The sequence below is a fragment of the Paenibacillus ginsengarvi genome (assembly GCF_003626695.1).
GTDB classification, from domain to species: domain Bacteria; phylum Bacillota; class Bacilli; order Paenibacillales; family NBRC-103111; genus Paenibacillus_AB; species Paenibacillus_AB ginsengarvi.
The window spans coordinates 322,170-344,024 of the sequence record NZ_RBAH01000002.1 but is presented as its reverse complement, the minus strand read 5'-3'; the positions used below and the strand labels follow the sequence as shown (position 1 = coordinate 344,024).

Here is a 21,855-nt window from a genome sequence, read left to right as displayed (position 1 = left end):
AGGCGGCGGGTTATACTGATGAGGAAGACTTAAGACTAGGTCATAAATCTCATCAATCGCCGCCGAGGAGCTGGAATATATGGAATGGATGAATGAGCTGTTTGAGCAGTACGGATATGTGTTGTTGTTTTTCGGATTATTTACGGAGTCGCTGGCGCTGCCGTTCCCCGGCGAACTGGCCATGGCGATTGCCGGTCATATGGCGTTTTTCGGCAAATCGAACTATTGGCTCGATATGATGTACGCTTTTTCCGGCGCGACGCTCGGCACGACCATTACGTACGCGTTGGGCCGTAAACTCGGTACGCCGTTTTTTGAGAAATACGGCAAATATATATTGCTGAACAAGCAGCGGTTTGCCAAGCTGGCCGACTGGTTCGGCAAATACGGCAGCAAAATATTGCTGGTCAGCTATTTCATTCCGGGCTTCCGTCATTTTACGGGTTATATGTCGGGCGTGCTCAACATCCGTTTCCGCACATTCCTGTTGTTTAATCATGTCGGCGCCTTGGTGTGGGTTATCTTCTATGTATCGATCGGCCGGCTGTTCGGAGCGCAGCTGGAGCAGTTGCTTCACCTGATCTCGGTTTATTCGCGGATAGCGGTGGCGATTCTGGTCGTCGCGCTGGCTCTGGTTCTATTCTTCAAAATGCGCCGGTCGCGGCTGGCAAATAAAGCCGAACTGGAGAAAGCGCCGCCTGCTAAAACGGAATTGGCAGAGTCTGAGCGGTTGACGGGGCAGGAACAAGTCGTCCAAGCCCATTCCCGCTGAAATCGCATGAAAAACAGCTGCTCCTAGCCTGTAAGGTTAATCTTTACATCATCCGAATGGCCGGTTGTCTTTACCATGTCCTCCTTAGTGCTGGGAGAAGCCATAAGCTGGCCTCAGTGGATTGGGTTTGTATTCCGAACATAGACGTAAAAATAGCAAGCCAAATGCGCGATACTAACAATCGACCATACAACAAGCCAGATCATTGGTGATGACAGTGTAGTCCATATACCGAACCAAGGGAGCACACGTCCTCCACCAATAAATGTCATCCATTGAGGGAGGGACAAGAGAATAAGGACCGGGATCAGCTTTCCGACCGATAGCAGAATCAATTTAACGATCGTTAGGCGTTTGTTCCTCCGACGAATGCGAATATAAGCATACACGCCCCAGAGAAGTGTAGCGAGGATCAGCACAACCATGATCGTTTCCATGTTTCGGCCGTTCAGAAAAGAGGTTTCGACCTTTTCCCCCCTCATCATATCCGTGATTCCATCGATAAAAGCCGAATAATTCACAAAAGCGTTTAAACCGGTATTAAATATCACCGTGATTCCCAGCTGCTCGTCCAAATAAACCCTTTCTTCCGACTTGTACGTCCAGAAAATACCGCTATGGGAAATCGTTCGGCCGCCCGATTCGTCTTGGTTTGCATTCCAGCCCATGCCGTACGGACCGATGGCTCCGGCTGTATGATATTGCTTCATCATGGCTGGAGAAAGGAGGCGGCTGCGGTATTGGGCAAGCATCCATCGAGACATGTCTTCCGCCGTTGAAACGATGCCAGCGGGACCATCCACAAACCAAAGCGGCTCTGAGCTGCTTACGGAACGCCCCAGAATCAAGTAATGTCCCTGCGGAACAGCCTCATTCTCATTGATTTGCTGCGTCGTATCTACACTGTAGGTATGGTTCATGCCCAACGGCTTAAAAACATGATGATCCAGGTAATCCGAAAAGCGCTCTCCGCTGACGCTTTCCACGAGGTTCGCGAGCAGCACGTAATTGGGATTATGGTAGCTGTAGGTTGTTCCGGGATTATGGGCAAGCTGAACTTCGTTTAACAACAGGCTCGCCTCATGCAGGGATTGGAATTGCGGAGCCCTTGTCATATCGGGATTTGTTTTGTCAGTCAGACCGCTTGTCTGATTCAATAAATGGCGGACCGTCATGTCATACACACGGGGGTCTCGCGGCGAAAGTTCGGTAAAATAGGATGTGTAAGCCGCATCTAGATCAATCTGCCCTTTATCCGCCAACTGCAGTACGGCTAAAGCGGTAAAGGATTTGCTTAACGAGGCAATGGGAAAAGGTGTGTCACCCGTTATGTTTTGTCCGCCTGCGTAAGTACCGTATCCTTTAGTGTAGAAGACACCTTCGTTATCGGTAATCGCCAGAGACGCTCCCTCAATGTGATTGACCTCCATGCTCCGATTCATGTATGCGTCGATGTCCCGCCAGACTTCCGCACGGTCTCGGACTTCCGCGGCGGAAACGGACTTCGCCCAAACGGACCCTAAAAGCAGCAAGCAGCAAATCGAGATATAAATTGTTTTTTGCGTTTTCGGCATCCTAGCACTCCTTCAAATCAAGATAAGGAAATGCTACAGGATAATTATCAACTATTTATCAACTGATCCCAAAATTTGCCGTCACGCTTCCTCCGCCGCGAGGTCCGTTATCGACTTGAAGACTCCCTGCATGTTTCTCGCAAAGCACCTTGCAAACGTAAAGGCCTAGTCCCTGATGTTCGTTCGCATTCCACACCTCGCCGCGGTAAAAAGGCAGATCAGCCTTGAGCAAAGCTTCGTCCGAGAAGCCGGGCCCATCATCCGTGACGGTAATCTTCATAGAGTCATCTCGTATGACGTAACGAACGTTCACCTGATTGGCCGCGTATCGCACCCCATTGGCCACCAAGTTCTCGAATACCTGCATGATGATAAAGGTATCCACCTTTATTGTGGTATTAGCGTTTTCTATGGAAGAAACGACGTGTTTCCCGAGCTGCCTTGCGATTTGTTTGGCGCTGTCGTCCAGCAAAGCTGTCAACGGAATCGTATCCATCGGCTGACGATGCACGGGGACGTCCTCCAGCTTCTCAATCGAGTTCATGGCCTCCGCATAGTTTTCCAGACGTATGATGTGAAGGTGCATGGTTTGGATCAGGTCCAACACCTTTTCTTCCGACAATTTCTTCTCGGGCAAATAGGTGATGAGAAACTCTGCGTTTCCTTTCAGCACTGACAGCGGCGTCCTCAAGTCATGGGCAAAAATTGCATTGAGCTGTTTGCGATCCTGGGCAGAACGCCAGAGTGTTTTTAGATTCTTTTCCAATTGAGAGCGCATGTTTTCAAATACGGCGACCAGCTCGCCCATCTCGTCCCGGCTGTCATAGGTAATGCGGAAGTCCAGATTGTTGGCCGAAATGTTCTCAGATGCTTGCTTTAGTATCTCAAGCGGACGTTTTAGTTTCCATCTATAAAATAGAACGGCCATTGCGACAATTCCGGCGGCCACGGTTAGCAGTACCGCGGTGACGAGGGAGGACAGCACCCAATCCGTTTCTCCATAACGTTGCCGCATTTTCTCCGCCCATACGAACTCCATGGTGATGACGGCCAGCACGGCAAAAAGCGTGAGAACGAATAACAGAATAAAAGATTGCAGCAAAGTTAGCCGCTTTATCAAGAGCCCGTTCATGAGCTTAGCCATTTGTACCCTACTCCCCAGACGGTCTCGATCCGGTTATCACAGCCGCATTCCTTTAATTTGGAGCGAATGCGCCGGATATGCTCCGCGATTACGCTGCTGTCGCCTTCATCGTCCAGGCCCCAAATCTTTTCGTACATGCGTTCCTTTTCGAACACTATGCCGGGATGCATGGACAACAATTCGATAATATCGAACTCTTTTTTGGCAAAAGGAATTCGCGTATTCCGGTAGTAGAGCTCCCGGGCCGAATAATCAATAACTAAATCATCGTTAAACCTCACCGAGGCTTTGGTTTGGATTCGTTGTTCCCTGCGCAAATGCGCCTCTACTCTGGCTCCCAGCTCGTGAATGCTGAAAGGCTTCAGGATATAATCATCGCCTCCGGCCCGAAATCCGGCTATTTTATCGGCATCTTCGATTCGAGCGGTTAAAAATAAAATCGGGCAAGAGACGAAGTCTCTGATTTTTTCGCATAATTCGAGGCCGTTTTGCTCAGGCATGTTGATATCCAGTAAAACGATGTCAGGTCGTTGTTCCACTTTTCGCAGCGCCTCCCGGCTATCCTTGGCCGTCATGACGAAATACCCGTTGATTTCAAAGTAGTCGGTCAACAGCTTTCGAAGATCCGCTTCATCGTCCACGATCAGTATTTTAGGCATCCATGCACTGTCTCCCATATCCAAATGTTTGAGTTCAGCATAGCAATCTTCATTCATTAACAATCAAAGCGCATTACGTACGGACAAAATATATTTGGCTTGATCTAGCGGATTGACGCCTTGGCGTTTACGCTCCGCGTTTACTTCCGGCGGACATTCCCTGTAGTGCGCAAACGTTGTAGACAAAATGCCTCGCCCTTTTGTCATCGATCCGAGCCGTGCCGGAAAATCGAGCGATGTCGCGACGGGTAGCACTCCCTCGAGTTCCAGTCGCCCGCTGCGGATTACCGGCGTATCCAGCTCGCCGCGCATGACAACGAGTTCGGTCATGACCTTGCCCCCGAATTCCTCCGGTACGGATAGGCGAAAATGCAAAAGCGGCTCGAGCAGCTTGGTGCCGGTGTTCGCGAGACCGTTCATAATGCCCATCGGCGTCGCTACTACGAAATCAAGCGGATGCGTATGCCACACATGATGTTCGCCTTCCACGAGCGTAACCTTCAAATCGGTGACCTCCCAACCGTGCAGCCCTTGCTGCAGCGCCTCGGGCACTCGCCGCGCAACCTCGTTCTGGTAACTCTCGAGCAGGCGTTCCGGCCTCGCCATAGAGCTGTACTGCAGACCAGTGCCCCTTTCCCCCGGCTCAATCCGGAAACGCAAAATGGCCCAGCACGGCTTTGGCATCGTATAAGCAATGAACCCTTCCCCGGCTTTGGTTGGAGTCTCCTTATAGATGACTGAAGGACGATCGAAGGCGACTTCGAGCCCGAACCGGCTCTTCAGCACCGAAGCGAGCACTTCCATCTGAATCGGTCCCATTACCTTCAAGTGCAGCTCCCGATCCTCCGGCTGCCACTGCACGTCGAGAAGCGGGTCCTCGTCGGCCAATTCCTGAAACGCCGTCACCACCTTCGGATACTCGGCCTCGCTGCGCCATCGCACCTGCACCGTTAGCAGCGGCACGGCCAGCTTGCGCTCGTCGGGAAACCGGTAGCTGTGCCGATGATATCGCCGATACGCGCTCGGCTCAAACCGTAAACCGCTGCGATATCTCCGGCCTGCAAAATCCCAACGTCCTCCGATTTACGAACATCGATTTTGCGGATTTGGGTAACCTTTTCCTGAATATCTTGCGTTACATTATGTACCGTATCGCGGTTACGAAGCGTGCCGTTGTACAAGCGCACATAAGCGATTCTGCCCATGTCCGGGTCACGCTCGAGTTTAAAGATGATACCTGCAACCGGTGCCGCAGAGTCTCCTAGCGGGCCAGGCAGCCAGCGCAGGATTGCTTCCATAAGCTCAGGAATGCCGATCCCCCGATTCGAGGCACCGAACAGCACCGGGAATAGCTCCGAACGGTAGATACCCTGCTTAATCGGCAGCAGTAACTCTGCCGTCGTTAGATCCCCCTTCTCGATATAACGCTCCAACAACTCTTCGTCCCGTTCGGCCACTGTCTCGACCAGCAGTTGGCGGTACAACTCGGCCTCACCCCGGAGTGTGCTTGTTTCTTCCCGCAGCAAATCCACGCATCCGGCAAAATCCTCTTCAGCCCCGATCGGCGCCTGAATCGGTATGGCTCCGCCCGACAGCAGGCGGCGGATGCTTTGAAGCGTTTGCATAGGGGCGGCCCCGATTCGATCGAGCTTATTGACATACACGATCGTTGGTATGCGGAGATCTCGCAGCCCCTGCCAGATCAATTCCGTTTGTGCCTGCACGCCTTCAACCGCGGAAACGATCAGAATCGCTCCGTCCATCACTCGCAGCGACCGCTCCACTTCAGACAGAAAATCCACGTGTCCAGGCGTATCGACAAGATTCACCTGAACACCGTCCCGGACGAATCGGGTAACCGCAGCGCGCACCGAAATACCGCGCTCCCTCTCCACGTCCAACCAATCCGTCTGCGCCGTGCCGTCATCCACGCTGCCGAGCGTGCGAATGCGTCCGCTTTCGTATAAAATGTGTTCCGTCGTCGTCGTTTTGCCGGCATCGACATGGGCGAAGATGCCTACATTCCGAATTTGATTCCACTGTGCCTCGCGCATTATGCCGTTTCCTTCCGAACTGTAATACACCCATTTTAGCATAGAATTAGCAGACTTATTGCTTTCGCGTTTAGTCGAGAAAGGCAGCCGATCGTAAAAGGCCGGCTGCCTACATAAGTACGATTCAGTTTTCTAACGAATACTCGCTTATTCGCAGGATTTCGAAATAGACCATGGACAGCTTTGCTATCGTTGCGTGGCTGTGCTAGTGTCTATCATTTTCTGCGTCTCTTCCGCCAGCGTCTTGTTGTAGTACATCAGCAGACTGTTCATCTTTACGGGAAGGCCGTAAAGCTTTCCACCAAACATCTGCCTCATCGATTCGATGGCTGTAGGCTCCAGATGACCGATGTCCACGTTATATTTGCGGATCAAGTCGCTCATATCGTACTTCAGATCGTAATCGAGCAGCGCCTCCTCGAAACCTCCCCGCGAATTGGTGTACAAATCGAACTTGACGCCGGCCGCCAGCAGGTTGGGAATCGTCGTACCGTCGGCCTTCGAGGTTTGAATGTACCGCAGATCGAGATGCGGGTATTTGTTGCGCAGCGGCTCCAAATAAACCGCTTCCATCTCCTCCAGAGGGGAAATGGACACTAAGGTTAGCGTAACACGCTCGGCCGGATTATCCTTAGCCGTTTGAAGAACATCGGCTCCCCCTTTCGGCCCTCCGCTGCAAGCGCCGACAACAGCGGCCGTTCCCGCTAGAAGGATTAGCAGCCTAACTCTCTGTTTAGACATACGGACACCCTCGCGTTTCCATTATTCTGGTTTAAAGCCCGCGTTCTTCAACATGTGCTCCAGGCGTATTCGAGCATCTGCGATTCGCTGATCGATCAGTTCGGGTATAGCCGGCCCGTCCACCCGCTCCAATAATATAGGGCCCTCGAATCCGCCCCTCTTTAAAACGGTAAAAATAGCCGGGAAATCCACATCTCCTGTGCCGGGAATCGGGAAATCGCGTGCGCCCCGCTCCCCGCGATGGTCTTTGGCGATAAGCGAATACGTGCGCTCCGCCACCTTGGGAAAATCGTCAGAGGAAGCAATTCCTTCGTAAAACTCCACATTCCCGGGATCGTAGCAGCCCCGAATATGCGGGGAATCGATCTGCTGCAAGGTCTCCAGCATATACGCGGCGGTTGCCGTATTACCGGTATGCGGTTTGATCGTTATGATAAGGTCCAGCGCGGCCGCTTCCTCAGCAATTTGCTTATACCGTTCGATATAGGCCCGGTTTAGCGGTTGCATTTCCTCCTCTGTCAGAGGAGCCGATGGAAAAGAGCGGTAGCTTTGCGTCCCGATCGTAAGTATTTCCCGGATTCCCAGCGCTTTCGCCAGTTGCATGCGCCGTCTCGCCCGTTCGATCGGCTGATCGATTTTAAAGTGAGCATTGGACATAAGCTGCAGCGGCTGCAAGTTGTACCTGGCAAACAGTCCGGCCAGTTGGCCGATGGCATGGCTATCGTCCGCATCCGGTAATTCAATCCCCCCGTGAGGATTCCCGATGCCGATATATCGATACCCCGCACGGGCGATTCCTTCCAAAGCCCTTTCCAGTGTACAGGTTGCATAAGGCAGTGTCATACAGGCCAGTTTCATCTTCCGTTTCCCTCCTAGTTCAGTTCCTGAAATCCCGCGTTCAGTACCATTCGTACGGAACCCCAACCTCGCTCAAGACGGGATGGGCAACATAAACGAGACTGGTTGCATGGGCAGACAGTTTCCGTATACCGAAGGAAACCGTTCCCGAGGACGGCAATAAGTCTACGTAAGAGACGAGCTGCCAATCCGTATTGTCAAAATAGGCTGTCGTGTTCAGACCCAACTGACTGGAATAGGCCGCAGCACCCGTAGACGCCTCCGAAGCTCTCGCATAAAAAGCAAAATAAACGTACTTGCCCGCTAGCTCCGGATACTGTGCCAGATCGATCGTGAATCCCCAGTCACTCGTATTGGCGGCCCCGGACAGTTCAAACGCCTCGTAGGTGTGGTAAGTCGCGCTCGACAAAACAAACGCCCCGCTTCCCGTCGTGACGGGAACGAATTGTCCCAGACCAGGCGAGTAGTTTACTCTCGCGACACCTTGAATTTCGGCCTTATGAAGGTGTGTCATGGCTGCAGCCAAGTCCTCGATTTGCAAACTCGCCAGCGAAGCGTACGTTTCGTCGTAAGCGATGCCGTTCCCGTATATCTTCAGATTGTTGACCCATGCTCCCATTCCGGTCCTGCTCGTCCCTGTTCTTAGCAGCGTGTAAGCTTTGAAAGTCACTAGATCGGGAGATGCTATTGTTGCCGATCTCCAGTCCAAGCTTAGCGGAATAGCAAGCTACCAAGCAGTCGGCATCCCGTAGGCTGGCGAAATTATTGACGATCCGGACGGAGCTGACCGGCTGCGTGTTGCCGACCGTGGCTGCTGCGACCGTGCCGTTTATAATGATCTGCGCTTTCACCAACCGCTGCGGATTCGTAAACGAATAACCGACCGAGCCGTTATTTTCGAAATAGTTATCAGACAGATCGAAGGGCATGATCGAATTGCGGGCGAAAACGCCGCATACTTTGTTTCCTTCGATATTGCAGCCGTTGATCCGGACGCCAAGCGCTTTTCTGGACAAATAAATGCCGATTCCCTCATTCGTGAATATTTTCGTATTCACAACATTAAAAACATTCACTTCACCATCAACCAATTGAATGCCATCGCCGCGGTTGTAGGATATTTCGCATGTCTCTACGTCATTGCACCAGCCGTAGCCGATAGCAAGCGCGGCTAAGGTTGTTCCTTTGATGGAGATCCGGCGGAACAGCGAATGCGCGATTTTTTTGGAATATATCCCGTACTTCGTCTTGTTGTCTCCGGAAATGTCGAGATTCGAAAATTCGAATTGATTCCCTACCTCGGTATCCGTAAACTTGAAGATGGCTTCCAGCGGAGCCGACGCCGTGACGGAAGCATGCGGACGAATGACGGAAGAATAGACCCGTCGGTTGTAGTCGTCCCCGATCAGCCGAATCCCTCGCTTACTGGAATCAATCTGGATCGGGCTTGAGATCAAATAAAAATCGGAAGACGGAAAGTAGACGACCGCCCCCCGGTTCTGCGCGGCATTCACAGCCGCTTGTATGGACTGTGTATCGTCAGACGCGTTGTCGCCTTTCGCTCCAAACCATTTTACGTTAAACGCTCCATGGAAAATGCGCTTGAACCGTGCTCCTGTTGCCGACACGATTACCAGACCAGTGTCATCCGCGGTAGACACGTCAGCCGGATCGAAACGGAAGACGCCTTCCTGGCCCGGGTCTGTCACCTCATAAAATTCCGCAGGAGCCGTAGACAAGGAACGCAGCTCGGCAATCGTCACCTTGGGCCAACAACACCCTTCCTCTTCTGCCCCGTAAACCGCTTCTGTCACACGTTTCCCCTGGACATTCGCGGCGTTCCACAGACTGCCCGCGACCAATGCCGTGCCTGCCAAGCCAATCGAGGCGAGCAGCTTTCTTCTGCTGCCGCTGACCGTTCCCGAATCGTCAACTTGTTGCTTGGTGCCGATTTCTTTCTCTTGATTCATAGTAGACCTCCCAACTGTAGGTTTTGGTTTCAAGAACCGGTAAGCGTTTACAATAAAAGAGCAAGCCGATCCTGCATTCAGCATAGTTAATCCCGATTGCTTTTAAAATAAGGAGAATTAAACTGGACTATATATAAATTTTAACGGATTTCCGAGAGAAGTCCCCTTCCTGAGCAGGGAGGGGATGAATGTCAGCCAGGCAGCGCCGGGATGATCTTCCTGGCTCTGCCCTAATGATCAATCGTATGATACAATCAGTCTCAGACTCGCAGAACGGAGGGGCCGATCTTGCATACCGAAGAAGGGCGAAATGTTCTGATCCCCCAGCTCACATACTGTAGATATTGGGAGCGCAAAGATAAATTTTTGTTTTATGAGGATACCTGCAAGGAGTGGACCATTTTCGCCGTGGTAGACGGGTCGTTCCAATATGAATTTAACAACGAAAAAGGCATTGCCGCATTCGGCGATCTGATCGTTTGTCCGGCAAACACGGTTCTGCGCAGAGTCGTAATATCGCCGCTTACTTTTTTTGCGATACGGGTTCGATGGCGGATCAACGACATGGCGAGCATGGGACAGGCGGAAGCGCCCCGGTTTATCGGCAAGACGAGAATCGCCGATACGAAGCGGTTGGCAGGCAACTATGCCTTGATGAAGCAATCCGAAGGACTCAGCGAGGAAGTGAAGCTGTGGCTGTGCGGTCACTATATGCAGGACATTTGGTTGTTATATGGGGAGGAATGCAGCAGATGGCCTTGGCCGGCTAAATGGCAAGCGGGCAAACAGCCGGAGCCGATCATGAACGAAGCCTCCTCCCTCATTCGCAAGCACGCCTTTGAGACTTTTGATCTGAAGGAGATTGCCGCACAATTGCAACTAAGTCCGGCACGGCTATGCCAGAAGTTTAAAGCGAGCTTCGGACAAACCCCGAGCCAGTTTTTGACCGATTTGCGTTTGGAGAAAGCGAGGCAGCTGCTGCTGGAAACAACCATGACGCTTGATCAAATCTCGGAATACATAGGGTACCAGAACGCCTACTATTTAAGTCACATTTTCAAGAAGCATACGGGAGTCACGCCGTCCTCCTTCAGAAAAACGCATCGGGTCTAGCTAACTTCCACCTGCAGCGCGAGAACGCTGCAGGTTCTGACTTTCTACCTCGTTTTTTTCAAAGGTGGCTGCTTCAGCTCCTCGCTCGAGTCATCTACCAGGTTCGAAGTTTTTCCTTCGCTTCGGTTCCCCGCATCAGCAGCTACTCTTTGCCTTACCTTTTCGTCAAGTCATCGACTTCGATTTCCATGCCGATATCGCTCGACCAACCGGAGATATTTGTTCCATCCAGCAGCATGCCGTTAAATACCGTGCCGACACCAACCTTCTGATGAGGTGGAAGCGTGATCGTTACTGGATCGAACTTGATCTTGGCTGTACCTCGTTTCAGATAAGGCCTAACATTTACAGCCTTCTCCTTCCCATAGTTGATCAGCGTAACGGTGCAGTCCGCCTTCACTTTACCTTCTTCCGATCGGTAGCTGCACTGGCTGTTTTTTTCGGAGAAAGCGACGGAAGAAACGGAACCGGAATTGTAATACAGAAGAATCATGGCTTTCTCGGTCACGATCGGAAAAAGAAATACGAATGCGATACAGACCAGTATGATCCGGATTCGTATTTTGGGAAACCGGAATTGATAAAACTTCACAGCACCGATATAGCCGGCAGTAAGGACAAGCAGCCCGACAATGACCGAGATATGCAGCCCCGAATCGTACTCGGTATTGGTCCACGGCGGTATTCCAACCGCTCTGAATATACGGTCTCCAAAAGAATGGCCGAGGTGAGTGTCGGATATTAGCAGCAGACCAATCAGAATGAGAACGAAAAACAGAGCTTCTTTTTTACGCATTTCCTCTCCCCTTTTATACTTGTCCTGCCCGCTAGTTCGATTAATCGTCGATGCAGCTAACAACCATATTGTGAAATAAATTGCGCGTATAGAGCTTATCCGTCACAATCGGAAAATACGCCCAAAGCAGATCATATTCAGGCTCGATTAGTAGTCTGACCCCACCTGCTCCGCCATGATCATATGCATGAGCTGATCGCAAGCAGCCACTGTCATCCTGCTTCATGCTGCGCACGTTCCAGCCGTAGCCCCATGACGCTTCCCTAAACACACTCCCGTTCGAAGTGGCGGGAACGCCGGGAATTTGGTTTTTCACCATTTCGCGTACGGTGATCGGACTTAGTATTCTCGCATTGCCATATCGACCGCCGTTCAAAAACATTTGCCCGAAGATTGCCATATCCATTACGGTCGAATAGGCGCCTCCGGAAGCCGACGGATCTCGCAGCGCCTCCGGTGAACCCAGCCATCTGCCTCCTGCCAAGCTTTCATCTCTTCTAACCGCTCTTCCGAACAGCGCTTCCGGAACTATGTAAAAGGTGTCTTTCATCCCAAGCGGAGCAAAGATTCGTTCTGCAGCAAATTGATGCAAGGGTTGACCGCTAACGCGTCTGACAATTTCGCCAAGCAGCTTGTAGCCGTAACCTAAGTAACGCATTTCCGTACCGGGAGGCTTCCACAACGGAGCTCCGTAACTGAGATAAAAAAATGTATGCTCATTCGGATGCGACGTCGGCTCTAGCTCAGGAACAAGGACCCCTTTCTGTTCCTGCTTTTTCACAAATTCGTATACATCCTCTTGGCGCAAGCCCGATGTATGCGTCAGCAGATGATGAAGGTTTATAGCCGCCTTCCCGTCTCCGGTAAATTCGGGAATAAACCGATTCACCGGATCGAACAAATCCAATTTCCCGTCCTCGACGAGTATCATGATGCAAGTCGCTGTGAGCGGTTTTGTTAAGGATGCTAGAGGAAATAACGAATCTTTCTCCAAGAGTGGTGCACCTACATCCGGTGTTAGGGGACCGTAGCCGTTATGGGTAACAATGACCCCTTTCCTCGCCACCAGCATAGCAGCCGCTGGCGTCGCTCCCTCCTCAACCCATTCCTTCACTCTGTTCTGCAAAACGTTTATCCGCTCTGGCCTCATCCCGGCTTGCTCCGGTGTGCCTTCGCGCAACATCGAATAGTTCATTTGCAAGATCACCCCTTACCATTTGGCCCTAATCTTTGAATGTGCTTGGCAACTTCCCGATTCTTCCAAGTCCATTGTATCACCATTACCTGATATGGAGAATAAAGGATTATTTGGTTAGTCGATTCCGACAAAAAGATGAGGATAGTAACCTTAAAGTTTTAGTAGGCATATCCATTTTCCGATGCAGCCTTGCGTTGAATTCTATTAAGCCGTTGCTGCTGCCGCCAATATTGATTAACTACATGAATAATTAATCCTATTAACCATGGTTTAAACGACTTGGATACATCATATTTCGGAAGACTTTTGTATAACTGTATGTATGTCTCCTGGGTAATGTCATCCGCATCCGATCGAAAACCTGCCAACAGGTATACCAGCCGGTAAACGCTACGAACCGTCTCATCATACAATTCAGTAAACGCCGCTCCCTCCTGCCGGATCACCTGCTCTACAAGCGCCACTACTCGTTCTTGATTCATCCCTTCCCCTCCTATCCTCGATATCACTCTAATGCTTGATGAGGAGCTTTTGCTTGAGACGAGCGATATGCTGCTTATTCCTCTAGGCTGGGAGCATGGATTCCATTACAATAAACCAGGCGTTTCTTGGATCTGCATAAAGTTCGAGAGGGAGGCTGATGACTTTCCGGTTTGGGGGGGGGGGAATTATTCACGGCAACCAGTTCACCAACAAGCTGATTACGTCATTCAGGGCGGCGATAACGGATTCTTCATATAAGGAGTATGAGAAAATATTCGTCAACGGTTTTTTGGAAACGATCTTTATTATATTCAGTCCGACGATTTCCATAAAGCCGACGACTTGTCAGCGCTGCTCGTTAAGCAGGTTACAGAGAAGGTTCTGGCGCGTGACGGGTGCGCGGTGACGGTGAACGGGCTGGCTGAGGAGCTATCGTATATGCGCAGCCATTTGTCGAAAAAGTTCAAAGATATTACAGGAAAAAATGGTAAGACTTATATCGACGAGGTCCGGGTTCAAAAAATCGAACAATTGCTTCGCTACAGCGAGCACAGCATTTCCGAAGTGGCGGCAGAGCTCGGATTTAACGACACCTTTTTATTTTCGCGATTTTTCAAGAAGCATACGGGCACGAGTCCGAAACAGTTTATTCGAGAAGCCGCTACGTTTGTAACGGACTCCACCCGGAAGTCGACGGATGTTGCCGAATGAATCCCCAAATAAATCCGACATTCGGGGCATGTCTCCGCATGAACTGAGCATTCTAACCAATGTAAGATAATTGATGTTCTTATGCAACTAGGCAGGAGATGATTTTAGTCAATGCGCCCAATAATCCGATCCGTGCTCCCCTTCGCTGTTGTAATCGTAACGGCAGCAGGCTGCGCACACAACCGGCAAGAAAGTATGGACAATGTAAATATCAAATCGCAAATAGCGGAAATGAAACTAAGCCACAACCGCGCCAATGGGATGCCGAAATACAGCGAAAGGGAAATGAACCATTGGATTTATACAACCGGTGTTCCAGGTGCAAATGGCATGCATTACAACACAAGAATGGAAGTGGCCCCGGATATCGCAAATCAACTGATGGGCATGGATGCGGTTCAGTCTGCCACAGTGCTCTTGAGCGATAGGAACGCCTATATTGCAGTCACGGCTAAAGACGGAAGTGATCTTGATCGGGATGTTAATGTTACATCGACGATTGCCCGAAAAGTAAGAGCTATGCGACCGAGTATAGCCAACATTTATGTATCAGCCGAGCCGTATTTTGTACAAAAAGCAGCTCTTTTAAAGAACGATTTGGTTGCAGGCAAGCCCCAATCAGCCCTGCTGGGCGAATTTAATATGATTGTGCAAAAAGTATTCCCGGCTGGTGCGAATAGCAGTCTCCACTAGCGGACATAGCAAAAAACGACGGGTTGCCCGCCGATACAAGCTTGACATAAACCCAATTACAAACTACACTTTATATAAGTTGTAACTTATATAAACTAAACCTTGTATAAGGAGTTGAGTGAGGATGTTCCATTTGGAATCTTGTTTCGGAGCGGTAACCCGCACGGTGTCGGAGCTCGAGCGGGAAGGAAAGCCCGCTCGTAATGTTACGTTGCAGCGGTCTTACGACACGACGCCTGACGATCTTTGGGATGCAATGACCAATCCGGAGCGATTGCTCCGCTGGTTTGCACCGGTCAGTGGTGAATTGAGGCTCGGCGGCCGGTATCAAATCAAGGATAACGCCAGCGGTTTAATTACCGAGTGCGTACCGCCGCACCATTTCTCCTTGACCTGGGAATTTGGAGGCGGTTCAAGTTGGGTCGAGCTGCGCTTAACCGCCGAAGGAGAAGAAAGAACCCGCCTGACCTTGTCTCACATTTGCCCCATTGACGATCACTGGAACAAGTATGGGCCGGGTGCGGTCGGTGTCGGCTGGGATCTGGCCTTGGTTGGGCTGGCGTTCCACCTTTCGTCAAACGATACGGACCGTATAGATGAAAATGCCTTTAGCGCCTCAAGTGAAGGAAAAGCTTTCATGACCGACTGCAGCGAGGACTGGCGGCGAGCGGCTGTTGCAGCCGGAGAGAATTCCTCCTGGGCCGAAGCCGCAGCGAAGCAGGTCACGGCCTTTTACACGGGCAACGGGTCGCAGGGGGCCGAATGAACGCCTTTGACGTTCTCGGCGATCCGGTACGACGTCGCATCTTGGAACTACTCGCAGAGAACGAGCGACGTTCAGGCGATATTGTCGAGGTTATCCAACATGAATTTGGTATTACCCAAGCAGCCGTTTCGCAGCATCTTCGGGTTCTGCGAGATAACGGTTTCGCGAACGTAAAAGTAGATAAGCAGCGTCGCATCTATTCGCTGGACGCCCGGTTGCTGCAGGAGGTCGATGATTGGCTCGATCGTTTTCGCGCTTTCTGGGAACCGAAGCTCAGCGCTCTCGAAACCGAGATCGCGAGGGGCAAAAAGATGCGGAAAAATTGAAAGTTCGCCGACCTTCCGCGGTTGGACGCAGTTCGAGTGGGTCAATAGAAACGACCGCTAAAAAACAAGAAAAAGGAGATAATCATTCATGGAAAAGATAACGCCGTTCTTAATGTTCGAAGGAAAAGCAGAAGAAGCGATGAATTATTACACTTCTATCATCGAGGATTCGGTGATTACGAGCATCTCTCGATACGGAGCCAATCAAGCAGGCGCAGAAGGAAGCGTCTTTCAGGCCACCTTTACGTTAAAGGGCCGGGAATATAGGTGTATCGATAGTCATGTGAAGCATGCTTTTACTTTCACACCTTCGTTTTCTCTTTTTATTACAGCCGACACGGAGGAAGAAATTGACCGTCTTTTTAAACAATTATCCGAGAATGGAGCGGTCCTGATGCCGTTAGGTGATTATTCGTTCAGTAAGAAGTTTGGTTGGGTAGTCGATAAGTTCGGAGTTTCATGGCAAATTAATCTTCCCTAAGGATTGCTTGGGGATTAGAGCGTATGCCCATTGCAGTGAATGAAAGAGGAAGACCGCCAGCTGACGGTCTTCCTTTCGTTCGGTGTATGGCTGGTTTGGGTCAACTACTCTGAATAACCCATCATGCCGATATAAGCCAGATTCGGCTGGGCGATGTCCATTCTTCCGTACTGAATAATGACCTCGATGCTGCTTCTGAAGCGCAGCGAATATTGCCTCTGTCTATCCAGCGCGATGCCGCCGATATCGTTCGGATGATCCAAACGCAAGCATTTTACCCTTCGCGCCGGAACCACAATCCGAATGTTCGCGTCCGGCTCCCGATCCTCGTAATAAATGTCCATCGCGATCTCCGCGTCGGCATCGTGGCAGTTCAGAATTATGACCGCTTCGTGTCCTTCGAAGTCGGCCTCGTCTACTTTGTTTTTGTAGGGCATATAGCCGTCAACGATATACCAGTTTCTTGCTCCTTGTTTGCTCATAGCTTCCTCCATCATGGACCGACCGGCGTACGGAGCTCGAGCCAATCCGTCCCCAGCACGTTTGAGCTGCCTGTCGTCACCTTTCGCCACTCCGCTACGATATACGTCCCTCCCGTACCGCTTATCGTTACCGGGTTCACGTTGATCACCACTTTGCCTTTCGCCCATTCTCCGGCGCTCGGCGCGGCGATCCCGATATTCAGCGCGCCCGCGGGCTCGTCATAACCCGACCAGACCGCCGGAGAATATTTATCCAAGGCATACAGGGAGAACGAGCGCAACCGCAAGTCGGCGCTTCCCCGCCAGAACAGCACCCGCACTCGTTTCACCGCGTCGTTCACGGCAAAGTACAGATCCTCTACGCTGTCACTGCCGGTCGAATAGCTGCCGCCGAAATAGTTGTTTCGCCAAAACACAGTCCGGTTTACGTAGGTTTTGACGTAGGGCTCCGGGTTGGTCCCTCCCGGGTGCGTCAAAATTTGCCCGGCGGCATCGTAACAAACGATAAAGATTCGCCCCCCGAATCCCGGCTCGCTATCTTGCTTGACGACGAACCTTTTGCACTTCGACGTGTCGACGAACACGCCCGGGGCACCGTACGCAGAGCTGGGGACAGCCACATATTCCGCATGCAGGCTTAACTGATAAGCGGGATACACGTTCGCCGAACTATACGAGCCGAAGCCAATGCCCGGGATATGGACGGCCGTGCTCCCGTCATAATAACATGCTTTCCGATGAAGCGGTCCGGAACCAAAGATCATGGCGTTGAATTCGATCAGCCGGCTTTGGCGGGTCTTCACGGCGGTCGACGCGTATTGGGACACATCGTCTGCTTTAGCGCTGCCATATCCGACTTGCAGTTCGTTGGCGTTTGACAGGTTCTTCGTGCGGATCGTGACCGGACTGTTGCCTTCATTGCGAATGTCCGTAAAGAAATTGACCGTGCCATGCTCGATCAGAACCGGCAGCGCTTCTTCCGGATTCGCCCGGCTGGCGTTCAGCTCGAAGCTCGGCTTGTAGAATACGTTGTTGTTATTGTTCGTATACGTTCCGTCCTGCGACGTAATCCGCACGCCGATACGTCCCATGCCAAGGTTCGTCGTACTCGTGCACCAGATCCTGCCGTTCAGGAACACGTTCTCGTTGCACCAGCCGACGCCCCTTCCCATATTGCGGTTCGTCAGGTCAATCGCGATTTTGTTATTCGTCAGCGCACCGAGATGCACTTCGTTGTAGACGAAGCCGGTCGAAGCGCCCAGGCATTGGACGCCGATCGTAAACCCTCTCGCTTCGACGAGATGAATGTCGCAGGCGTTGCAATTGTTCAGTCTAATGCCGACACTGTTCTCGCTCAGCCAATCGGCTTGAACGGCCCGCTGCACCTGCAGCTTCAAGGTCAGCAGCGAGTTGACCGAAGAGGTGCCGCCGATCTCGAGGCATGCGACATTCGCGGTTCCCGTATATACAAGCGGCGCTTCCATCTTCACGTGTATGTTCGCCGGAACGGTTACGGTCGAGTCCACGGCATACCCCGCGGCTGGCGGAAAGAAAAGTGTCGGCATGTTGGACGAAGAGGAGATCGACGAGGTGTAAGCGATTGCAAGCGTTAACGCAGCCGTATCGTTCGTCGTGCCGTCGCCCTTCGCGCCGAACCATTTTACGTTAACCGTCCCGTCCGATACGATCCGCTTGAACCGCTGGCCGGTGCTTGAAACGACAACGGACCCCGTATCGTCGGATGAGGAGGTGTCGCCCGGATCGTAGTAATAATGACCGCCTTGGCCCGCATCGGTCACATAGTACACGTATCCTGCAGACGTATTCGGAGTCCCTCTTAATTCCGCCAGCGTAATGTCCCGAACGCAGTCGTCGCAATGCGGGTTCCCGTTGCTGTTGCTGTTGCCGTTGCCGTAGACAGATATCCCGACGCTGCCGCTTTGACCCGCCGCCTCCAGTACCCCTCCGGGCAGCAGCCCGGCCGCCGCGAACGCCGCACCCGTTATGCCGAACGAAGCCAGCAGTTTTCTTCGGGTGAGTATCGCGTTCATTCGCACCTCCACCGTATGCTCTCCCGACTCTACCCTTGTCCCTCTCACGTCCGTCATCGACCATTCCTCCTTGTTTGATGAAACAAATGATAGAATGCACGCCAAACAATAGTTTTAGGGAAAACGTCCGATCTCTTCGCTAAACCGGAGACCGGACGTTTTGTTTACTCGTCGGCTCCGCCTGTTACAGCCGTTTTGTTCCGTCGCCACTCGGCGCTTAATTCCCGCACCAGCTTCGACATCGACTCATAGCCGTCTTCGGTGACAAGCAAGCTTTCCTCGATCCGGTTCGAACCGTGGGGGTGGCCGAACAGGCTGACATCCGTATTGACGGTCATGCCCGCTTCAAAGACGGCGGCGGCATGTTCATCCGGGTACGGCGATTCCGCTTCGGACAATCCGCAGCCGTGCAGCGGCGGATACAGATCGTACTCGGTCACGCCTTTGTCGGAAAAATAAGCTTTGACCGCGCGTACCAGCCCGCTTTGCTTGGCTCCTGCCTTCAGCGTGGACAAAGCCAGCTCCTCGGCTTCCACCAGCGTATCGATAAACGCCCGCTGTTCCCCGCTCATCTCGCCGGCGACGAACGGGAAGCCGATCGTGGCCACGTAACCTTCGACCTGCACGGCAATCGCGGCCATCACCATATCCCCGTTCGCGATGACCTTGTTCGTCGGCCTGCCGATAATCGTCTTCACCCGCTCGCCGCTCGTCAATACGCAGAAAGGCAAGCATTCCGCCCCCAACCGGGTGCATTCGCCGTAGGCGAGCGAAGCGAGCTCCAGCTCCGTCATCCCCGGCTTCACCTGCTCGATCATCAGCCGGTAGCCGGCGTCGGCAATCGCCGCCGCTTGCCGGAGACAAGCGATTTCATGCTCACTTTTCGTCATGCGCAGCTTGAAAAAAAGGTGGCCCGCATTGACGGTTTCGACACCGTCCAGGCTGCTTTCGATCGTATGAAGCAGGGCATCCGGCATCGCGTCGAAGCCGACTATGCCTACGCGCTGTAACTGGTGCCTTTCACCCAGCTCCTGAAAAATGGCCCGCAAGCTCGTATACTGCGCCAACGGATAATCGATCTGCTCGGGGACGGTGACGCAAGTAAATTCGGGGAGCAGCCGAATATCTGTCCAGGCGCTCATTTCGCGGCAAAGCATATCGCCTTCGGGCGCCGCGATCACGATCGGCTCGCCGTCCAACGGTACGATTGCCGCCCCCCGTTCGAACAACGGCCAATAATTGCTTATATAGCGCAAGTTTTCTTTGCGATACTCGTCCCCGTAGATCAAACATGCCTGCATATCGTGTTCCCGCATCAACTGCTTCAGCTTTTCCGCTCTTGCCGCGAATTCTTCGGCCGGAATGGCACTCATCGTATTTGCTCCTTCTGTTCGATAATCTATAGGACCGGTGTTCGACTCGCCAGACAGACCTCAGTACACGCATGCCCGAATGTTCATAAACCGGGCAATCTGGCTCAGCTCCTCGCTCAGATCGCCATAGGCGATAATGCAATGATGCGCGAACCCTTCTTTGATCAACGCGGCGAGAAACGACTTGACCGGACTCTCCAGTTGGATCAGCGCCGTAATTTCTTCGCAAGGGATACTGTCCGGGACGTGCAGCGCTTTACCGCGGACGATCAGCATTTTGTAGCCATCCGCATCGTTGATCAGGTGCCCGAGAGTAACGACGCCCGGCTTCAGCGTATATTCGAAACCGAATCCTTTGCCCGCCAGCCCCCACTGCTCCGGCGAACGATTCACTTTGATCCTGCCGCGATCGGTCGCGTAGTCCGTATGGGCATAGCCGTGGTGGATCATCAGGATCGCGTTTAACGTCTCGTCGTATTCTCCCCACTCGGCGAACGCCGGCGTCTGGCCGGTCAGACGGTTCATGATGCACATCATGATCAGGCCGTGAACGTCGCCTTCAGTATTGACCACATACCGGCCTTCCTCGTGCAGCATCGTGTTTGCCAAATACGGCGTCGTACCCGTCTTCTCCTCGGTGTAGTGCTGGCCGAGCAGCGTGACGGCATCCAGCCGGAACCGTTCGATCGTGCTGCGCAGCGCATAGTAAAACTTCGCCGAGCGCTCGATATCCTCGTCGCCGAGACCGACAATGTTGAACCGATTTTTCGTCGCCGACACAATATCTCGAATATCGTCTTCGGCGGCCTCCCGGAACTGCCGCAGCAGGTGGTCCACCTGGATCGAGATGACATTCGGTCCGAGCGTCCCCTTGATTTTCGTTTTGTCGTACTCGAAATCGTACATCCCCCGGAACACATGACCGATCACGCCGATATTCAAGCTTTGCAGGCCGATATACGTCTCGTATGCACGTACATAAGCGCCGATTTCGGCATAAGCCGCCTCTTCCTCATGCGCTCCTACGACCACCTTCAAGTCCGGGTACCAGCCCATTTTGCGAAAGGTGGCGGAGAGCTGCGTACTCGCGATCAGACCGCTGTTGCGCATCATATGCGCGTAGCTTCCGGACAAATTGACGCGATTCGATCCCTGTGTATTGAACAGGAGGACCGGGACTTCCCGGATATGGGACAATACCTGGATCGCCATATAGTCGGGGCAATACGTTCCGGCTACATATACGACCAGATCAACCTGATCATCCTTCAGCTGACGCCCCGCCGCGTCCGCCGTATCGAGCGTATGCACCAGACCCGGCCAGACGACATGTTTCACATGCCGCTTCAGGTTTTCGTACACAAGCGTCATATCGTGGCGCACCTCGTCTTGAAATGAGGCTGGAAACATGCGCCAATATTCAAAAAAACCGACCGTTATCAAACCGACCTTCAATGTACGCGGCTCGGACCGCTTGCTCAGCAAATCGCCGAATACGTTTCCTTTGGCGACCTCGAACGATTCGATCACCTCTGGCCCTCCCTGTTTAGACGCTTCCGGTATTGCATGGATCGCTTCACTCATACAGTTCCTCCCTCTCCAACCGCTGT

At 52.3% G+C, this 21,855-nt stretch carries 23 protein-coding genes; 7 read left to right on the top strand and 16 right to left on the bottom strand.

The features are described from left to right. Positions 1–79 precede the first annotated feature (79 nt). Complete coding sequence (locus D7M11_RS04635; RefSeq protein ID WP_120745994.1) at positions 80–772, top strand: DedA family protein; 693 nt, start codon at positions 80–82, stop codon at positions 770–772. A gap of 113 nt (positions 773–885) precedes the next feature. Here the strand turns inward: D7M11_RS04635 and D7M11_RS04625 are convergent, their stop codons facing one another. The 9 genes from D7M11_RS04625 to D7M11_RS04590 all read right to left on the bottom strand — a co-directional run bounded on the left by D7M11_RS04625 (position 886) and on the right by D7M11_RS04590 (position 9,772). Continuing rightward, positions 886–2,346 carry a serine hydrolase domain-containing protein gene (locus tag D7M11_RS04625; protein WP_120745993.1) on the bottom strand — a complete coding sequence of 487 codons (1,461 nt, stop codon included), beginning with the start codon at positions 2,344–2,346 and terminating at the stop codon, positions 886–888. 58 nt (positions 2,347–2,404) lie between these two features. Then, positions 2,405–3,490 carry a HAMP domain-containing sensor histidine kinase gene (locus D7M11_RS04620; protein ID WP_120745992.1) on the bottom strand — a complete coding sequence of 362 codons (1,086 nt, stop codon included), beginning with the start codon at positions 3,488–3,490 and terminating at the stop codon, positions 2,405–2,407. Continuing rightward, positions 3,475–4,149, bottom strand: coding sequence for a response regulator transcription factor (locus tag D7M11_RS04615; protein WP_120745991.1), 675 nt, complete (start codon positions 4,147–4,149; stop codon positions 3,475–3,477). Before D7M11_RS04615 ends, D7M11_RS04620 begins: the two co-directional genes overlap by 16 nt. A gap of 63 nt (positions 4,150–4,212) precedes the next feature. Further along, complete coding sequence (locus tag D7M11_RS37220) at positions 4,213–5,112, bottom strand: translation factor GTPase family protein (RefSeq protein WP_240040951.1); 900 nt, start codon at positions 5,110–5,112, stop codon at positions 4,213–4,215. Further along, complete coding sequence (locus D7M11_RS37215; RefSeq protein ID WP_240040950.1) at positions 5,100–6,245, bottom strand: GTP-binding protein; 1,146 nt, start codon at positions 6,243–6,245, stop codon at positions 5,100–5,102. The genes D7M11_RS37220 and D7M11_RS37215 overlap by 13 nt, the downstream gene beginning before the upstream one ends. A 144-nt stretch (positions 6,246–6,389) precedes the next feature. Further along, a complete protein-coding gene (locus D7M11_RS04605; protein ID WP_147433391.1) occupies positions 6,390–6,944 on the bottom strand; it encodes a hypothetical protein in 555 nt (184 codons plus the stop codon). Between the two features lie 21 nt (positions 6,945–6,965). Then, entirely contained in the window at positions 6,966–7,802 is an 837-nt protein-coding gene (locus D7M11_RS04600) for a sugar phosphate isomerase/epimerase family protein (protein ID WP_120745989.1), read from the bottom strand. A 40-nt stretch (positions 7,803–7,842) separates the two neighbouring features. After that, positions 7,843–8,316, bottom strand: coding sequence for a hypothetical protein (locus D7M11_RS04595; RefSeq protein ID WP_120745988.1), 474 nt, complete (start codon positions 8,314–8,316; stop codon positions 7,843–7,845). Continuing rightward, on the bottom strand, positions 8,300–9,772 hold the full coding sequence (locus tag D7M11_RS04590) for a glycosyl hydrolase family 28-related protein (RefSeq protein ID WP_158606431.1): 1,473 nt from the start codon (positions 9,770–9,772) through the stop codon (positions 8,300–8,302). The genes D7M11_RS04595 and D7M11_RS04590 overlap by 17 nt, the downstream gene beginning before the upstream one ends. A 288-nt stretch (positions 9,773–10,060) precedes the next feature. Between D7M11_RS04590 and D7M11_RS04585 the strand changes: the two genes are divergently transcribed. Beyond that, positions 10,061–10,885 (top strand): helix-turn-helix domain-containing protein, encoded by an 825-nt coding sequence (locus D7M11_RS04585; RefSeq protein ID WP_120745986.1) that lies wholly within the window; start codon positions 10,061–10,063, stop codon positions 10,883–10,885. Between the two features lie 154 nt (positions 10,886–11,039). On the opposite strand, the gene D7M11_RS04580 is transcribed toward D7M11_RS04585, so the two are convergent. The 3 genes from D7M11_RS04580 to D7M11_RS04570 form a co-directional block, all read right to left on the bottom strand. Next, on the bottom strand, positions 11,040–11,681 hold the full coding sequence (locus D7M11_RS04580) for a hypothetical protein (protein ID WP_120745985.1): 642 nt from the start codon (positions 11,679–11,681) through the stop codon (positions 11,040–11,042). Between the two features lie 40 nt (positions 11,682–11,721). Then, the gene (locus D7M11_RS04575) at positions 11,722–12,876 is read right to left on the bottom strand and encodes a serine hydrolase domain-containing protein (RefSeq protein WP_120745984.1); all 1,155 of its coding nucleotides are present in this window, start codon (positions 12,874–12,876) and stop codon (positions 11,722–11,724) included. Positions 12,877–13,037: 161 nt separating this feature from the next. Beyond that, a complete protein-coding gene (locus tag D7M11_RS04570; protein ID WP_120745983.1) occupies positions 13,038–13,361 on the bottom strand; it encodes a sigma-70 family RNA polymerase sigma factor in 324 nt (107 codons plus the stop codon). A gap of 343 nt (positions 13,362–13,704) precedes the next feature. On the opposite strand from D7M11_RS04570, the gene D7M11_RS04560 reads away from it, so the two are divergent. The 5 genes from D7M11_RS04560 to D7M11_RS04540 all read left to right on the top strand — a co-directional run bounded on the left by D7M11_RS04560 (position 13,705) and on the right by D7M11_RS04540 (position 16,339). Next, positions 13,705–14,073, top strand: a complete 369-nt coding sequence (locus D7M11_RS04560) for a helix-turn-helix domain-containing protein (protein ID WP_147433390.1) — start codon at positions 13,705–13,707, stop codon at positions 14,071–14,073. Between the two features lie 195 nt (positions 14,074–14,268). Further along, positions 14,269–14,766 (top strand): YhcN/YlaJ family sporulation lipoprotein, encoded by a 498-nt coding sequence (locus D7M11_RS04555; protein WP_193556107.1) that lies wholly within the window; start codon positions 14,269–14,271, stop codon positions 14,764–14,766. Positions 14,767–14,899: 133 nt separating this feature from the next. Continuing rightward, the gene (locus D7M11_RS04550; RefSeq protein ID WP_205127025.1) at positions 14,900–15,532 is read left to right on the top strand and encodes an SRPBCC family protein; all 633 of its coding nucleotides are present in this window, start codon (positions 14,900–14,902) and stop codon (positions 15,530–15,532) included. Further along, positions 15,529–15,858, top strand: a complete 330-nt coding sequence (locus tag D7M11_RS04545; RefSeq protein WP_120745978.1) for an ArsR/SmtB family transcription factor — start codon at positions 15,529–15,531, stop codon at positions 15,856–15,858. The genes D7M11_RS04550 and D7M11_RS04545 overlap by 4 nt, the downstream gene beginning before the upstream one ends. 88 nt (positions 15,859–15,946) lie before the next feature. Beyond that, the gene (locus tag D7M11_RS04540) at positions 15,947–16,339 is read left to right on the top strand and encodes a VOC family protein (protein ID WP_120745977.1); all 393 of its coding nucleotides are present in this window, start codon (positions 15,947–15,949) and stop codon (positions 16,337–16,339) included. 104 nt (positions 16,340–16,443) lie between these two features. Here the strand turns inward: D7M11_RS04540 and D7M11_RS04535 are convergent, their stop codons facing one another. From D7M11_RS04535 to D7M11_RS04520, 4 genes are all read right to left on the bottom strand, one after another. Beyond that, positions 16,444–16,821, bottom strand: coding sequence for a sensory rhodopsin transducer (locus D7M11_RS04535; RefSeq protein ID WP_158606430.1), 378 nt, complete (start codon positions 16,819–16,821; stop codon positions 16,444–16,446). 11 nt (positions 16,822–16,832) lie between these two features. Continuing rightward, on the bottom strand, positions 16,833–18,929 hold the full coding sequence (locus tag D7M11_RS04530; RefSeq protein ID WP_120745975.1) for a hypothetical protein: 2,097 nt from the start codon (positions 18,927–18,929) through the stop codon (positions 16,833–16,835). A gap of 107 nt (positions 18,930–19,036) precedes the next feature. Continuing rightward, complete coding sequence (locus D7M11_RS04525; protein ID WP_120745974.1) at positions 19,037–20,245, bottom strand: M24 family metallopeptidase; 1,209 nt, start codon at positions 20,243–20,245, stop codon at positions 19,037–19,039. A 60-nt stretch (positions 20,246–20,305) separates the two neighbouring features. After that, complete coding sequence (locus D7M11_RS04520; protein ID WP_120745973.1) at positions 20,306–21,829, bottom strand: hypothetical protein; 1,524 nt, start codon at positions 21,827–21,829, stop codon at positions 20,306–20,308. Between the last annotated feature and the right edge of the window lie 26 nt (positions 21,830–21,855).